The organism is Sphingomonas sp. MMS24-J13 (genome assembly GCF_044905095.1).
In the GTDB taxonomy this organism is placed as follows: domain Bacteria; phylum Pseudomonadota; class Alphaproteobacteria; order Sphingomonadales; family Sphingomonadaceae; genus Sphingomonas_I.
This window is the reverse complement of the sequence record NZ_CP173258.1, coordinates 1,159,565-1,176,658: the sequence shown is the minus strand read 5'-3', so window position 1 is coordinate 1,176,658 and position 17,094 is coordinate 1,159,565. Positions and strand designations below refer to the sequence as shown.

Below are 17,094 nucleotides of genomic sequence, written 5' to 3'. Positions count from 1 at the left end.
CGCCATATGGCCGTTGTGCGGGCTGAGCGCGGATAGTCAAGAATGGCCGAGCAGCCTCGGTTGCCATGCTGGCAGCGCGAGTGACGGCGGCAGCGACGGCATATCGAAATCGATGACGCGCCAGCCACGCTCGACCAACAGCTCGCTGATCTCGACGGTGCCGCCATTGTCTTCGAGCGGATCGAAACTCGCCTCCGTCACCGCGGCATTGGGATGCGCAAAACTCAACGCGATGATGCCGTCCCGATCGCGCACCGGGGTCGTGACGGGGCAGAGCTGCGCGACGAACGGCTGGCTGCGCTCGTTCCCGGTGCCCATCGCCTTGACCACTGTCTGGTTGCCTTCGATCACGAGCTTGGCGTTGGACCTCGATCGATTGACCAGAACGGCGTGCAGCTGATCGAATTGCCCGGTGGGGAGCGCCAGCCGGTCTCCCGGAGAGATGACCGTGAAGCGGGCTTTGTAGAGGCTGGTCAATTGGAGGATTGCCGGCGCCTGCGGGCACAGGCCGGCCAGGCCGAGCCTGTCGAAATTGGGGATGGCGGACGAAACGCGGTGCCGTTCGATCGAGGTGGCGGCAGCCTCGGCGATCAACGCGACGATCCGGTCGGCCACATCGCGCTGGGTCGCTTCCGCCAGATGGTTGGGATCGGCATAGGCAGCCTCCAGCGCAGCGCGGGAGCGGCGACCGAGATGATCGAGACCGTCGGTCAGATCGAGCAGCATTGCATCGTAGCGCGCCGCGACCGCGCGATAGATCTGGTGGAGCAACGGTACTTTACCGCCGCCCGCGACATGCGGCAGCACCGATTTGTGCGGGATAATCAGCACCAGCGGCAGACAACCGGCGGCATGGATCATCTGGAGTGCATAACCCAGATATTGCGCGATCGCGGCCGGATCGATCGCATCGGCCCACAGGAAGACCTGATCCGCGACCGCGATGTCGAGGATGCAGACATCGTGACCGGCAAGCCATTCGGGCGTCGCGTAAAACGGCAGAAGATTCAAGGGGCTGCCGCCGATCCGCCCCATATGGCCGAGCTCGATCTCGGGTCGATGCATCAGGTGCGCGACGAATCCCGTATGCAGGATCGAGTTCGATTGCCCGATGATCGCCACCCGATGCGCCATCCGGCCGTTGTGCGGTCGACAGCCCGATAGTCAAGCTTGCCCTGGACGGCCCTCACTTGAACAAGCGGCGGAGGCTCGCATTGGTGACCTTGCCACCAAAGGCCGTCTGACCTCGCTGATAATAAAGCAGCCGATCCCGCGCGTCGACCTGACGCGTGTCCTTGTCCCAATCGACTTCCACCAGCAGCGACAAGGGCTCGAACTGGAATTTGCGCTGCTGCATGGCGATCAGGGTCAGTTCGACATCGGCATAATGGCTGGCATAATCCGGGCAGAACAGATCGCCGTCGTAATTGCCGAGCGCCCATTCGCGCGACACCAGCCCGAACGCGGCCAGCATACCGCCCCATTTGCCATCGTTGAAGGCGAGCAGCCCGCCATTCTTCTCGGCAAGGCAGTCGAGCGCGAGCGCCAGCCAGCGGCGTCCGGCAAAGGCATCCTGCGCGACATAGCCGAATTGGGGCGCGATCGACCGGCGAAAGGCGGTGTTGACGACCTTGATGAAACCCACGCGGTGGACATCATGGATACAAAGAATGTCGCCCGGCGCCGCCGCCCGGCGCGCCATTAATTGTGCTGCCCGGTTCGCCATTGCCGCATCGATGAAGGGCATCACCATCAGCGGCGCATCCTCACGGCCCAGCGTCGGCGGAAGCGAATCCAACGTCGCGAACGCAACATCGAGCCGATCTGCCATTCAGGCGAACTTGATCTCGGGCGGGGTGATGTTGCGCAGGAAACGCCGCGTCCAGTCATGCCCGTGCTGCTGGGTGAGATAGAGGTTGCGGTAGTTCACCCAGCAGGCGGCCAGCCAAAGGGATTTGTTGCGCCACGCCATATCCTTCATCTCGCGCAGCAGCTTGAGGTGAACGTTCATCTCCTCCTCGGGCAGGGTCAGCGGCAGCTTGAAAGCTTTCAGTCCCTTGCCTGCCGTGCGCATGAACAGCGGGAAGAGGCGTTCGACGATGAACGGCATATAGGTGCTGCCGCCATGCACATTGCGATCGTCGGCAGCGGTGCTGTGCAGTTCCGCGCGCAGTTCGGGCGGCAGATTGCGATCGGCGCGGACCAGCGCGCCGCGCACGAACGGGAGATAGGCCGACCAGAAAGCCGGCGAACCGATGAAATAATTGGCGGTCGAGTAGAAGCTCGACGGCAGCAGATCGCGCGTATCGTCCGGCAATCCGGCGGCTTTCAGAAAGGCGCGCACCAGTTCGAGGAAGCGCGGATGTGCGGTTTCGCCCTGCACCCACAGATTGTGATAGAGCGCCTCATGCTGCGGCAGCGCATTACAGAAATAGATGTCGTTGCCCGGATTTTCCTCGATGATCCGGAACAGATCGGCGCCCGACACGCCGGTCTTCTCGGTGAAGCGCCACGACAAGGCGCCCCACAGCGGCACGTCCTTGACATGCTCCGAGATGGACAGCCTCTCGAACAGATCGAATTCGAGATGCTCGGTTGGCGGCCCGCTATTGTCGAGCGGCACGAATCTGGCATCCACCAGCGGGCGTTGCCAGGCATCGAAGAAAATCTGGAAGATGCGCGCCGGATGGGTGGGCATGTCCAGCTTCGGCGCGGGCGAGGAAGCATCCGTCTCGTGGGCCGGCTTGACGCGCTTGCGTGACGACGCGCGTGCGGCTTTAGCCGGGGCGACGGCAATATCGGCCTCGACCGCTTGTTGCTCCACCACCGGTACGGGGGCCGCTTTGGCACGTTTGGCCGATGCTGCACGGGCAGGCCTGGCTGCCGCCGTTCCATTCATCCCCTTTTTGCCCGCCCCGGCCATAATGGAGAACTCCCCGTCAGATCCCCGACGCCGGTACGGCGCCAGCATGTCGTTCATCTCTTGTCGTCAAGGCGCGACGGGTCAAGCCGCGTTGGCGGCGTGAAATCGCCACACCCCGCCCTATCGCGCCACCAGATCGCGCAATTGCGCGCCGAGCGTGGAATTGCGCCCGCCGGTCTGCAGATGCGATAGATGGTGACGCGCGCAAAACAGGCCGCCCGGCACGCCCCCACTCAGCAGCTTCACGCCGAGGGCAAGTGCCTCCACCGCCGTGAGGCCCGCCGCATAAGGCTGTGTGTTGACGATCGCCTCGCAGCCGCCGATCGCGCGTAGATAGGCTTCGTGATTGGGTGGGGTGACGATGCGATCGACCGCAATGGCATGGCGCGCCAGCAACTCGGTGATCCGATCGCGCACGCGGGGATGCGCATAACGCCGATCGATCAGGATGACGCGATCGACCCCGGACGGCCAGTTCGCGAAGGTCGCCTCGCCGATCTTGGCGGGGTTGCCGACCAGCGCCACGCCCCGTTTGGGTAAACCGGCATGCGCGGCAAGCATATCGGGCGGCGAGTAATCGACATAGCCGCCAGCGATGTTGACGATGGGTTCGGCATACAGCGCTTCGACGCCGGGGGGGCATTGCCAGCCGTCGCCGATCCATCCGTCGATCATGTCGAGCCCGGTGGTCGCCGATTGGCCGCCGACCCATTTGTAGATGCGGGGCGCCGGCCTGGCCGAAAGCGCTTTCAGGCCCGGCACATCGCTCCATCCGCCCATATCGATCAGCACGTCGATATCGGCATCGGCGATACGCTGCGCGAGCTGGCCCGGCTCGACATGCGCCGCCTCGATCCATTGCCCGAGCGCGCGCAGGCGCTCGGTCGCCCAATCGAAGCGGGTGCCACGGGTGAAGAAGATCAGATCATGCGCCTGCGCGAGCGCCTGCAGCCCCGAATAGGCCAGATAATAAGCGGGCGATGCCGATAGAAAGGGCGACATGATGCCGATCCGCCGCCGCCCTGCCCGCGGCCTGCGCTGCGGCAGTTGCGGCAGGCGCAGATTCGCGCGCGAGAAAGCGATCAGCCGCGCGCTCAGCGCCTCCGCACTGATGCCGCCATGATAGAGCAACGCCATCAATGTCGTGAGTTCGGCATCGGCGGCAAAGGCCGGATTGTGCGCCAACGGCTCGACCAATGCGATCGTCGCCACCGGATCGGCAAATTCGTTCATCGTCAGATCGGCGAGGCCCAGCAGCGCGGTACCGTTGCCGGGGCTGTGCTTCAGCACGGTCCGCCACGCTATTTCGGCACCGCCGGGATCGCCGGCGCCCTGGTAAAGGCGCGCGAGCAGAGCGTGGCTCTGCCACAATTCGGGTTTCAGCCGGACGGCGCGCTCCGCCGCCGCGCGTGCGCCGAGCGGATCGCCCTTGGCGAAACAGACCAGCGCCAGATTATGCTTGATGTCGGCTGCGCCCGGCGCGAGCATTTCGGCGCGACGGAACAGGCGGGCGGCCTGCTCCCACTGCCCCGCATCACGCCGGGCCTGCGCCGCGAGCAGCATCGAATGAAGTTCGGCCTCGATCGTCACGCGATCGGCCGGAGAATACGGCGTATATTACCGCGCAAGCAGGAACTTCTGCACTGCCTGCAGCGCGTCCTCCGGATCCTCGCCCGCCAGCAGCAGCAGGTTCAGATAATTCTCCGCAAGCGTTGTCGCCGACTGGACATAAGCGTTCTGCACCTCGAACTGCGTCTGGATCGCGTTGACGACATCGACGCTGGTGCGGACACCGCCCTCATAGCTTTTCGAATTGGCCTCGACGCTGAGCTTGGCGGATTCGATCGCCTTGGCACTGATCAGCAGCGCCTGATAGCCGCCATCGACAAGTGCGTGGAGCCGCTGCAGTTCGGTTCGCGCCTTCTCCTCGGTTTGACGGCGCTCCTCATAGGAACGCCGAACGGTGGCAGCGGCCTGGCTCGCCTGGAAGAAGGTGCCGCCGTTGAGCGGCGCATTGACCGACAGGCCGACATAGCTTTGATTCTGGCCCTGATAACGCGTGTAGGTCGCGCTCACGCCGACCGTCGGCAGGAAGGAACCGCGGATCCGATCGGATTCGAGCTTGCTGATATGCTCGGTCTCCCGTGCCGCAGCCAGAGCCGGGTTATCCTCCCCTTGCCGGGCGAGATAGGCATCGACCGACGACAATTCGATCGGGCCGAGTTGGGGAGGCAGGAGGAAGGCCTTGTCCGGGGGGGCGGTGCCGGTGATCGAACGCATCCGCGCAGCGGCCGCAATCTGATCGCTTTTCAGCAAGGCCCGGTTGGCGAGCGCCTGTTCGTAGCGGACCTCGATATCGCGCGCATCGGTAACCGTTCCGAGCCCGCGCTTGTACAGTCGATCGGCGCGATCGGATTGCTGTTTCAGCGAATCGATCTTGACGTCGTTGAGAGTGGTCGCCTCGTTCGCCTTGATGATGTCGGTGACCGCAGTGATCAACCGCGTCGCCAGGTCTTGGGCGCGCACCTGCAGCGTGGCTTCGGCATAGCGCCGGCGTGGCCCCCGCTGGCGCAGGGTGGCGATACCGCTCAGGCTGACGACCGGCTGGGTGACCGACAATACGTGACGCGCCCCGGACTCGGTCGGGATGTTCTGATAATTATAGCCGGCCGTCGGTAGATAGCCGGCAATCGTCTGATTGGCGATTTCGCGATTGGCATCATGTTCCGCGAGCGCCGCACGGAAGGTCGCGTCGTTGCGCTGGCCGAGCTCGTAGGCCGAAAGGATATCCAGGCCACCCGCCGCGATCGACTCCTGCGTGGCCCGGCGCCCTTTCTGCGGGACCGGCCCGACCGGCGCGATCGGTGAGGCCGCTCTGGCCGGCCCAGGCATGATGCTGCGATCGGCGGGCACCGTTCCTGCAAGGGGCAGCGGCCCCGGAACGCTTGGCGGGGCCGGAGGATCGGCGTTGGGAAACGACGCGACGCGACCGCCTTCGGTGGTCTGCGGCAACGGCAGGGTTGCCGGCTGCGACGGTGTCACCACCGGCGGCGGGGGCGTTGGCGAGGGCACCGCGTTGATGCCCGCCTCAGGCGTGCTCGACTGCGCGAACGCCGCCGGCGCGCACGCAATCATGGCTACCAGCGCAGCGCTCTTCACCATTTGTCCCCCTCGAAAGCCCCGACGCACCATCACTCGCGGAATGCGCGTGCCAGCTTGTCCGTCAGCGGCTTGAGCATGTAGCTCATGAACGTCCGCTGGCCCTTCCTGATCAGCACGTCAGCCGGCATGCCGGGGTGAAGCACCTTGCCATCGAGCACCTTCAGCGCTTCGGGCGATACCTCGACCTGCGCCAGATAATAATCCTCGTCCTGCTTCAGCGCCTCGCCGGGCTTGGCCTTCTGCTGGTCGACGCCGACCGCCTTGACCGTACCCTGCACCACCGGCGTGATCGAAGAATTGAACGCCGTGAAGCGAACGTCGGCGATCTGACCGACCTCGACCGAATCGATCGCCTGGGGCGGGACCTTCGCCTCGACGATCAGCAAGCCATTGTCGGGTACGACCTCCATCAACGTCTCACCCGGCGTGATCACGCCGCCTTCGGTGAAGACTTTCAGGTTGACGATCGTACCGGTGACCGGCGACCGAATCTCGCTGAGCGACTGGCTGAAGCGCGCTGCACGCAGTTTCGGCGCGACCGAATCCCAATTCTTGTCGAGCTCGGCAAGCTCCTTGGCGATATCGGTCTGATATTGCGAACGGGTGGCAGCAATCTGGGCGCGGATGCGACCCGTTTCCGCCTGCGAATCCTCAAGCGCCGCCTGCTGCTCGACCTGGCTGCGAAGCGTCGTGTTGACCTGACTCTTGGGCACGAACCCCTGCGTCGACAATTCCTGTACGCTCTTCAATTCCTGCGCGAGCGTATCGGCCTGAACCCGGTGCGACTTCATTGCGGCGGATTGGCCGGCGAGCTGCGCCTCCATCCCGCGAATCTGCTCCTGGAAGGCCGCACGGCGGTTCTGATAAAGCGTCGTCTGGATCGCCTTGGCCTCCTGTACCCGGCGAGGCGTCAGCGTCGCCAACTCCGGATCCCAGACGATCGGGCGATCGAGCAGCTCCGCACGGGCGCGCGACTGGCTCACCAAGGTATTGATATATTCCTGCTCGAGATTGGCGACATTGGCGTCGGTATCGAGCGGGTTGATCTTCACCAGCACCTGGCCGCGCTGCACGTGAGTGCCCTCGCCGACGAGCACGCGCGTGACCACGCCGCCGCCGGGATGCTGCACCGCCTTGCGATAGCCGGCAACCGTCACCTGGCCGTTCAGCACGCTACCCTGGTTTAGCGGCGCCGTGATTGCCCAGATAAAGAAGGCGCCCGCCCCGATAACGATGACCCACGTTCCACGTCGGCGGATCGGCAATTCCTCGATCTTGACCGGTTCGAGATCGTGCTTGGTAAGCTTGCTCGGATGGTAGGGGTTCCAGCCCGATATGATCCGCTCGAAAAAGCGATCCATACGACCGAACAATCCGAGGCTCTCGCCGTCCGTTGCCGTTTCCATACCCATGTAATCCTTATGAGCCGGCAGTGGCCGAACCCGTGCTCGCCGGCTTCGACGGCGCCCTATCCGGCGCCGCGCCCTCACCTGCTGCGATTTGCAGGTGGCGGATAGCAGAAATCATCTCGACAGCCGAACCGAAGCCGACCTGCCGCCCCTGACGGAGCACCAGCATATTGTCCGCAACGCTCATCAGCCGCGGACGATGGGTCGTCAGAACGAAGCTGGTGCCGCGCTCCTTCATCGTCACGATTGCGCGCATCAATGCAGTCTCTCCAACCTCATCGAGGCTCGCATTGGGCTCGTCCATCACGACATATCTGGGATTGCCGTAGAAAGCGCGCGCAATTCCCAGCCGTTGCCGCTGGCCGCCCGAAAGCTGGAAGCCGCTTCCGCCCAATCGGGTCTCATAGCCTTCCGGGAAGGCGAGGATCGTCTCGTGCATGCCGATCAGTTGCGCCGCCTCGACCACCTTCTCGGCATCGATATTGCCAAGGCGGGCGATATTCTCGGCTACGGTGCCTTCGGGAAAGACGACTTCCTGCGGAACGTAGCCGATATAAGGCCCGACCTCGTCATGGTTCCATTCGGACAGTTCGACGCCGTCGAGACGGACCGATCCAAGTGCCGGCTTCCACACCCCGACCAGCATGCGCGTCAGCGAAGTCTTGCCCGATCCACTCGGGCCGATGATCGCCACCGCCTCGCCCGGACGAACCGCAAAGCTGATGTCGCCGACGACCGGCCGCTGCGCGCCCGGCGGGATCGCTGCAGCGGCAGCCACGTCGAGCCGGCCCAGCGGCGCTGGCAGCGCCATGCGATCGGTGAAACGACGATCCTCGATCAGCAGCAGGTTGAGGCGCTCATAGGCTTGGCGCGCCGAAACGATCGAACTCCAATTGCCGAGCAGACGCTGGATCGGCTGGACGGCGCGCGAGATCAGCATGCTCGCCGCGATCACCATACCGCCGGTGATGAGCCCCTCGATCGCCAGATAGCAGCCGAGCGCGATCTGCAACGAGGGCAGCGCCTTGGACAGGAAGGAAGAAAAGCCTCCGACGAGACCACTCGCCTCGCTGGCATTGACCGAAAGCTGGAGGAACACGCGGTGGCGCTCGTACCAGCGCTTGCGAACCGCAGGCATCATCCCCAACGCCAGCGTCGTTTCCGCCTGATCGAGACTGGTCGCAGCGATGCGCATCGATTCGGAACTCTCATCGTTCGCGCGCTTCAGCACGGGCGAAGAGACCTTTTGCGAAACATAGGCCGAGATCATCATCAACATCACGGCGACGAAGATGAAGACGGCGAGATAAGGGTGAAACAGGGCGCCGACGATCACGAAGATGATCGCGAAAGGCGCCGCCAGCAGCGACATTGCCGAGCCGCCGGTAAGGAACTGCCGCAAAGCGAGCAGATCGCCCATCAACTGCTGGATGTTCACCTTGCGACGCCCGACCGAACGCCGAAACGAGGCGTCGAAGACGTCCGCGGCAAGATCCCAATCGACGCGCAAAGAGATGCGCACCATCAGCCGCGTACGCATCCATTCGATGGCGACACCGAACAGATACACACCCAGGATCAGCAAAGTCAGCGACGCCAGCGTAACCAGGCTGCGCGTGCCCATCGCACGATCATATATGCTCATCATGTAGATGATCGGCGCTACCGCCAATGCTTCGGTGATGAACGTAAATATAAGGATCAGGTAGAAGGAATGGCGATACTCGCGCAGTAGCCGAGCTATCGGCCACTGCGCCCCATTCCGCCCCGCCACTTCCGGAGCGCTCGCCATAGACACTACTCCCACGCCAGGAAATTAGTCGTGGTGAAGGTGCTTGTAGAGATCATCATCCTGACCAATCAGCTTCACCTCGACCGCGGTACTCGTAATCGGCGGCGTAGTCGAACCCGCATTCATCAGCACGTCGACTTCGGTGAAGCCCAGCGAGGCCAGCTTCTCCATGCTGCCATCGACCTGCGACAGCGCGTGCGCGACGCTCTCGTCGACCACCAGCGCGACCTTCGAACTGCCTTCGAAAATCTTGGTGCCGGTGACGTTGGAGCTCAACTCTGTGAACAGGCTCTTGACCTGGGTCAACTCGTCGCCGCTAAAGCCGCTCAAGCTGCCGATGTCGACATAGGCCGGGCCGCCCGTATCGCTTACCACGACATGGTCGACGCCAAGCTGGGCGATGTCCTGGAGCGTCGTGAGCAGCAGATCGCCCGAATGCTGACCATCCACCACCAGAGTATCGGCAGTATAGGCCCGCAGAGCACCCGATTCGGCCAGTGCCGGGATAACGTCGTCCTGCACGATCACCTGGCCGCCGTGACCATGGTCTTCCAGTTCCTGGAAGGCCGTCACGATCGACTGTACCAGTCCGTCATCAAGCCCAGTCGACGATGCGTCAACGCCGAGTGCGTGCACCGCATCCTGGCCGAAGCCCGAATAAGCGATCGGGTTACCCGGCTGCGGATCATAGACGAAGCTGATGCCGGTATCGTGCGTGATCTGCGTCATGTACGCCTGCGTCGCCGCATCATAGGTATCGAGCGGCTGATCGACACCGAAGTGATCGATACCCGCATCACGCAGCGAAGTGCCGAGGCGATCCAGATCCCACAGCTGGGTCCGATCCACATGAAGCGTGACGTTCAGCGACGTGTCGCTCTGATCGACATCGAACTGCGGCAGGCTGGCCGCGGTGACCAGCGACAGGTCGCCGCCGGAGATATGGAGATCGGTAATCCCCGCATCGACCGAGATCGAGTCGACATGGAGCGCCTGGAGATCGCTGAGCGAGCTGCTCATATGCGTTCCGGCAGCGTGGACATGGACATCGTCGCTGGCGACGAAGTCGATACCGGCCGCGACCAGCGCGCTGGCATCGTGATCGCTCAGGGATACCGCACCAGCCACGTTGAGGTGATCGACGCCGAAATCGTGAGCCGCCGTCGGATCGGAAATCACCAGGCTGGCCAGCTGATCCGCCGTCAGATCGAGCGTGATATCGGCCGCCGAGGCGAAGTTCAGTCCCGCATCATGGAATGCCATCGCCTGATCGGCGGTGAGCGTGAGACCATCGGTGCCGCTGACGCCGATATGATCGACACCCAGACCGCTCAGCGTGTGCGCGATGGAGGCTACGTCGGTGGTCGCGTCGATCGTGCCGCCGGCAATGTTCAGCGTCACGTCCGGGTTGATCCCGCCCGAAGCAGCGAAGTGCGGCAGCGTCTCGGTCGAAAGCGCCGCCAGCGACGCACCCGCATCAATGATCACCGCATGCGAAGCGCCGGTGATCATCACCGTGTCGACATGGAGATCGGCAAGGCCCTTCAGCGAGGTCGAAAGATGCGTGCCGTCGGCATTGACCCGTACGTCGTCCGCCGGCACGAAATCGACACCCGCCGCGACCAGCGCATGCGCTTCGCTGTCGGAGAGCGTGATATTGTCGCCGGTGACATCGATGTGATCGACACTGGCCTTATCCAGGAAGGTCGGATCCAGCGCAAGCGCGTGGACCTCATCCACGCTTGCCGTCAGGCCCACATCGGCCGCCGGAAGGATGTCGAGGCCACCCGCAACCAATTGATGAGCCTGATCGTCGGTCAGGACCAGCTCACCGCCGGTCACGCCGATATGATCGATGCCGCCATTATGCAGAGATTTCGCGAGATCCGTAAAATCGAGCGAAGAATTGACCGTGCCTGCCGTGACATCGAGCGTTACCGACGTGCCGGCCGGGTGGACGAACTGCGGAAGACCTGCAGCGCTGACGCCATCGAGGCCAGAGCCGGCCTCGATCGTTAGCGCTGCACCGGTGATCATCACCGTGTCGACGTGAAGACTCTCGAGACCCTTCAGCGAGGTCGAGAGATGCGTGCCCTCGGCATTGACCTGGACGTTGTCCTCGGGAACGAAATCGACACCCGCCGTCACCAGCGCATGCGCTTCGCTGTCGGAGAGCGTGATATTGTCGCCGGTGACATCGATGTGATCGACACTGGCCTTAGCCAGGAAGGTCGGATCCAGCGCAAGCGCGTGGACCTCGTCCGCGGTGGCCGTCAGCCCGACATCAGCCGACGCCACGATGTCGAGGCCACCCGCAACCAGCTGGTGCGCCTGATCATCGCTCAGGATCAACTCGCCACCGGTCACGCCGATGTGATCGATACCGTCGCTATGCAGGGTCTTCGCGAGATCGGTAAGATCAAGCGAAGGACTGACCGTGCCGGCCGTGACATCGAGCGTCACCGATACCGTTGTACCGGCCGGGTGGACAAACTGCGGGAGACCCGCAGCGCTGATGCCATCGAGCCCCGAGCCGGCCTCGATCGTCAGAGCAGCGCCGGTGATCATCACCGTATCGACATGCAGGCTCTCTAGCCCCTTCAGCGAGGTCGAAAGATGCGTGCCTTCATTACCGACCGTGACGATGTCGCTATCGACGAAGTGAATGCCGGCGTGGACAAGCGCATCGGCCTGCGCGTCGGTCAACGAGATGTTATTATCGATAGCGTCGAGCGTGGTGATCCCCAGCGCCGTATAGTCGCCGATATGCGCCACCACGTCGCCGAGGGTGGCCTGGGTAACCGGAAGCACGCCGTCCACCGTCGGCGCCGAATGCCCTGGGGACGTTTCGACAACCGTGTGGGCAATATCGTCGCTGCTCGCCGCCGCATCGATCGATGTGTTGATCGCCGAAGCCTGCGCCGTGATCGAATTGATCTGGCTGTCGGTCAGGCCAGAACCTGCCAGGAGATTGTGGATCGTCGTGAGATCGGTCAGATCGACGTGACCGCCACCGTTGATCGCCGCAACGATATTCGCCAGTACCGACGCTTCCGCACTGCCGGCATTCGCACCGGCGGCAGCGCCGGCAAGGATCATGATGGTCGACACTTCGACCGCGAGCTTCTGCACCGCCAGTGAGAAGTCGGCGTCATCGCTCGGCGCCAGGAAGTCGAAATGCGTGAAGTCGACCGAGTGCGACAGGCCGAGCGAACTCGCCAAAGCCGCATTTGCCTGGGCAAGCGACAGACCGCTCGTCATCAGGCCAACGATCAACGTTGTCAGCGGACTGATGACGGTCGAGCCCATCGGCGCGCTCAGAACGAGCGTGTTGGGCAGATTGGTATCGGTGTTGGTACCACCGATGACCAGGATGTTGCCTGGCTTGTCGCTGGTGAAGGCAAACCGGCCGTTCGCATCGGTTGTCGCCGTCGGCTCGCCCGCGTCGAACTTCCCGTTCCCGTTGGCGTCGATGAAGACCTTGGCCCCGGCGATGTAACCGTCAGCTACGACGCCGCTCACAACGGTCGAGACCGTCAGCGTCGACGTGTCCGTATCGGTCAACGTGCCGTCGCTGGTCGTAACCGTCAGCGTCGTGCTGCCGACAAAACCTGCGTCGCTGGTGTAGCCGATCGCCTTGAGCGTGGCGTTGATCTGATCGATCGTTCCCGTCAGCACCAGAGTATCGCTGCCGATTCCAACGACGGCCGCGCCGCCGGTGACGGTGCCGATGATCGAAAGAATGCCGCTACCGACCTTCAGGGTGGTGGTATAACCACTGCCGCCGTCAACGTCGGAAATCTCTAGCCCACTGACTGCCAAAACCGAGCCGGCATTCGCCGACAGACTGCCCGGAACCGTATTCACCGGCGCGTCGTTAACTGCAGTCACGTTCAGGTTTACGGTGCCGGTGGCTGTGCCGCCGTGGCCATCGGACACAGTGTAGGTGAAGCTCGGCGTGCCGTTATAGTTCGCGGCCGGGGTAAAGGTCAGCTTGCCGTCCGCGCCGAGGCTGATCACTCCCCCGGCAACCGCCACCGGATGCGTCGCATCGATGGCAGTGCCGTCGATCTGCGTGACCGTCAGCGCATCGCCGTCGACATCGGTGTCGTTGGTGCGAACATCGAACGTCGTCGGCGTATCTTCGTTGGTCGTGAAGGCGTCGCTGGTCGCCACCGGCGCATCGTTGACCGGATTGACCGTGAGATTGACGGTAGCGGTCGACGTGCCGCCGTGGCCATCGGACACAGTGTAGGTGAAGCTCGGCGTACCGTTATAGTTCGCGGCCGGGGTAAAGGTCAGCTTGCCGTCCGCGCCGAGGCTGATCACTCCCCCGGCAACCGCCACCGGATGCGTCGCATCGATGGCAGTGCCGTCGATCTGCGTGACCGTCAGCGCATCGCCGTCGACATCGGTGTCGTTGGTGCGAACATCGAACGTCGTCGGCGTATCTTCGTTGGTCGTGAAGGCGTCGCTGGTCGCCACCGGCGCATCGTTGACCGGATTGACCGTGAGATTGACGGTAGCGGTCGACGTGCCGCCGTGGCCATCGGACACAGTGTAGGTGAAGCTCGGCGTACCGTTATAGTTCGCGGCCGGGGTAAAGGTCAGCTTGCCGTCCGCGCCGAGGCTGATCACTCCCCCGGCAACCGCCACCGGATGCGTCGCATCGATGGCAGTGCCGTCGATCTGCGTGACCGTCAGCGCATCGCCGTCGGCATCGGTGTCGTTGGTGCGAACATCGAACGTCGTCGGCGTATCTTCGTTGGTCGTGAAGGCGTCGCTGGTCGCCACCGGCGCATCGTTGACCGGATTGACCGTGAGATTGACGGTAGCGGTCGACGTGCCGCCGTGGCCATCGGACACAGTGTAGGTGAAGCTCGGCGTGCCGTTATAGTTCGCGGCCGGGGTAAAGGTCAGCTTGCCGTCCGCGCCGAGGCTGATCACTCCCCCGGCAACCGCCACCGGATGCGTCGCATCGATGGCAGTGCCGTCGATCTGCGTGACCGTCAGCGCATCGCCGTCGACATCGGTGTCGTTGGTGCGAACATCGAACGTCGTCGGCGTGTCTTCGTTGGTCGTGAAGGCGTCGCTGGTCGCCACCGGCGCATCGTTGACCGGATTGACCGTGAGATTGACGGTAGCGGTCGACGTGCCGCCGTGGCCATCGGACACAGTGTAGGTGAAGCTCGGCGTGCCGTTATAGTTCGCGGCCGGGGTAAAGGTCAGCTTGCCGTCCGCGCCGAGGCTGATCACTCCCCCGGCAACCGCCACCGGATGCGTCGCATCGATGGCAGTGCCGTCGATCTGCGTGACCGTCAGCGCATCGCCGTCGACATCGGTGTCGTTGGTGCGAACATCGAACGTCGTCGGCGTATCTTCGTTGGTCGTGAAGGCGTCGCTGGTCGCCACCGGCGCATCGTTGACCGGATTGACCGTGAGATTGACGGTAGCGGTCGACGTGCCGCCGTGGCCATCGGACACAGTGTAGGTGAAGCTCGGCGTACCGTTATAGTTCGCGGCCGGGGTAAAGGTCAGCTTGCCGTCCGCGCCGAGGCTGATCACTCCCCCGGCAACCGCCACCGGATGCGTCGCATCGATGGCAGTGCCGTCGATCTGCGTGACCGTCAGCGCATCGCCGTCGGCATCGGTGTCGTTGGTGCGAACATCGAACGTCGTCGGCGTATCTTCGTTGGTCGTGAAGGCGTCGCTGGTCGCCACCGGCGCATCGTTGACCGGATTGACCGTGAGATTGACGGTAGCGGTCGACGTGCCGCCGTGGCCATCGGACACAGTGTAGGTGAAGCTCGGCGTACCGTTATAGTTCGCGGCCGGGGTAAAGGTCAGCTTGCCGTCCGCGCCGAGGCTGATCACTCCCCCGGCAACCGCCACCGGATGCGTCGCATCGATGGCAGTGCCGTCGATCTGCGTGACCGTCAGCGCATCGCCGTCGGCATCGGTGTCGTTGGTGCGAACATCGAACGTCGTCGGCGTATCTTCGTTGGTCGTGAAGGCGTCGCTGGTCGCCACCGGCGCATCGTTGACCGGATTGACCGTGAGATTGACGGTAGCGGTCGACGTGCCGCCGTGGCCATCGGACACAGTGTAGGTGAAGCTCGGCGTACCGTTATAGTTCGCGGCCGGGGTAAAGGTCAGCTTGCCGTCCGCGCCGAGGCTGATCACTCCCCCGGCAACCGCCACCGGATGCGTCGCATCGATGGCAGTGCCGTCGATCTGCGTGACCGTCAGCGCATCGCCGTCGGCATCGGTGTCGTTGGTGCGAACATCGAACGTCGTCGGCGTGTCTTCGTTGGTCGTGAAGGCGTCGCTGGTCGCCACCGGCGCATCGTTGACCGGATTGACCGTGAGATTGACGGTAGCGGTCGACGTGCCGCCGTGGCCATCGGACACAGTGTAGGTGAAGCTCGGCGTGCCGTTATAGTTCGCGGCCGGGGTAAAGGTCAGCTTGCCGTCCGCGCCGAGGCTGATCACTCCCCCGGCAACCGCCACCGGATGCGTCGCATCGATGGCAGTGCCGTCGATCTGCGTGACCGTCAGCGCATCGCCGTCGGCATCGGTGTCGTTGGTGCGAACATCGAACGTCGTCGGCGTGTCTTCGTTGGTCGTGAAGGCGTCGCTGGTCGCCACCGGCGCATCGTTGACCGGATTGACCGTGAGATTGACGGTAGCGGTCGACGTGCCGCCGTGGCCATCGGACACAGTGTAGGTGAAGCTCGGCGTGCCGTTATAGTTCGCGGCCGGGGTAAAGGTCAGCTTGCCGTCCGCGCCGAGGCTGATCACTCCCCCGGCAACCGCCACCGGATGCGTCGCATCGATGGCAGTGCCGTCGATCTGCGTGACCGTCAGCGCATCGCCGTCGACATCGGTGTCGTTGGTGCGAACATCGAACGTCGTCGGCGTGTCTTCGTTGGTCGTGAAGGCGTCGCTGGTCGCCACCGGCGCTTTATTCTCCGCCGCTGAAGTACCGTGACCGCCTCCGCTCGTTGCGGCAACACCCGCTGCCGCGACACTTGCAACCCCCGCTAGGATGAACAGCGGCAGGAAATCGTGACTTATACCTAGGAAGCCGGCGTCCTGATCCCCCGAGTCATCCCCATTGACCTGCGCCGAGTCACCGCCACTTTGCGCATCATCCGCCTGCGCGGTCGCATCGCCATCGACAGCAGCAAGATGGCCGCCGTCACCGGCAAGCATCGTGAGCTTCTTGCGATAGGCCTCTTCAAGCTCCCGGATTGCCGCAGCGCGATCGTGATCGAGCAGATCGAGGATCTTGTCGTCCAGGCCGAGGCTGGCCAGCACCGAGCTGGTCAGGTGCGCCTTGAGCTCTTCGATCGAGATGGTCTTGACGGCGTCGGGTGCGACACCAAGCATCTTCTCGAGAGACGGAGGAGGCGTCGGCACATCGGGCGCCGGGGCCGCATTGCCTGTCAGACCGTCGCGGACGACCGTCGCATCTGCCGATTTGGCTTCGAGGATCGATACAAGGAGCAGGCCTACGGCCAGCTCAACCTGATTCCCCTTGAGCTTAAAGAAACGCTTACGTGGAAGTCGAGCTTTCGACGCCATTTTACACCCCCGGAACTGTCACCTGATGCGGCAAACCTTCCCCGGGTGGGGCCGATCTGAACACGCTCCGCATCCTGTGTTCTAGCTTGTCGCTACCATCGCTTATTGCTGCAACGCAACCTTAGATTTCGTTAATTTCGGTTCGGGCCATTCCGATATGCCGATCAAAGTTGCATGCGCCTTCCAGCCACCGTGCCGCAGAGGGGCTAAAATGGCGTAAA

At 63.4% G+C, this 17,094-nt stretch carries 8 protein-coding genes; all 8 read right to left on the bottom strand.

Annotation, left to right across the window (positions count from 1 at the left end; translation table 11 throughout):
* Window positions 1–36: 36 nt before the first annotated feature.
* The gene (locus AB4Z44_RS05435) at window positions 37–1,134 is read right to left on the bottom strand and encodes a hypothetical protein (RefSeq protein ID WP_404713052.1); all 1,098 of its coding nucleotides are present in this window, start codon (window positions 1,132–1,134) and stop codon (window positions 37–39) included.
* A 52-nt stretch (window positions 1,135–1,186) separates the two neighbouring features.
* A complete protein-coding gene (locus AB4Z44_RS05430; RefSeq protein WP_404713051.1) occupies window positions 1,187–1,831 on the bottom strand; it encodes a hypothetical protein in 645 nt (214 codons plus the stop codon).
* A complete protein-coding gene (locus AB4Z44_RS05425) occupies window positions 1,832–2,899 on the bottom strand; it encodes a hypothetical protein (RefSeq protein ID WP_404713050.1) in 1,068 nt (355 codons plus the stop codon). It abuts the gene before it with no gap.
* Between the two features lie 144 nt (window positions 2,900–3,043).
* Window positions 3,044–4,513 (bottom strand): tetratricopeptide repeat protein, encoded by a 1,470-nt coding sequence (locus AB4Z44_RS05420; RefSeq protein ID WP_404713049.1) that lies wholly within the window; start codon window positions 4,511–4,513, stop codon window positions 3,044–3,046.
* A gap of 27 nt (window positions 4,514–4,540) precedes the next feature.
* Window positions 4,541–6,085 carry a TolC family protein gene (locus AB4Z44_RS05415; RefSeq protein WP_404713048.1) on the bottom strand — a complete coding sequence of 515 codons (1,545 nt, stop codon included), beginning with the start codon at window positions 6,083–6,085 and terminating at the stop codon, window positions 4,541–4,543.
* 29 nt (window positions 6,086–6,114) lie between these two features.
* On the bottom strand, window positions 6,115–7,491 hold the full coding sequence (locus AB4Z44_RS05410; RefSeq protein WP_404713047.1) for an HlyD family type I secretion periplasmic adaptor subunit: 1,377 nt from the start codon (window positions 7,489–7,491) through the stop codon (window positions 6,115–6,117).
* 13 nt (window positions 7,492–7,504) lie between these two features.
* Complete coding sequence (locus tag AB4Z44_RS05405; RefSeq protein WP_404713046.1) at window positions 7,505–9,286, bottom strand: type I secretion system permease/ATPase; 1,782 nt, start codon at window positions 9,284–9,286, stop codon at window positions 7,505–7,507.
* Window positions 9,287–9,310: 24 nt separating this feature from the next.
* A complete protein-coding gene (locus AB4Z44_RS05400; protein ID WP_404713045.1) occupies window positions 9,311–16,873 on the bottom strand; it encodes an Ig-like domain-containing protein in 7,563 nt (2,520 codons plus the stop codon).
* Between the last annotated feature and the right edge of the window lie 221 nt (window positions 16,874–17,094).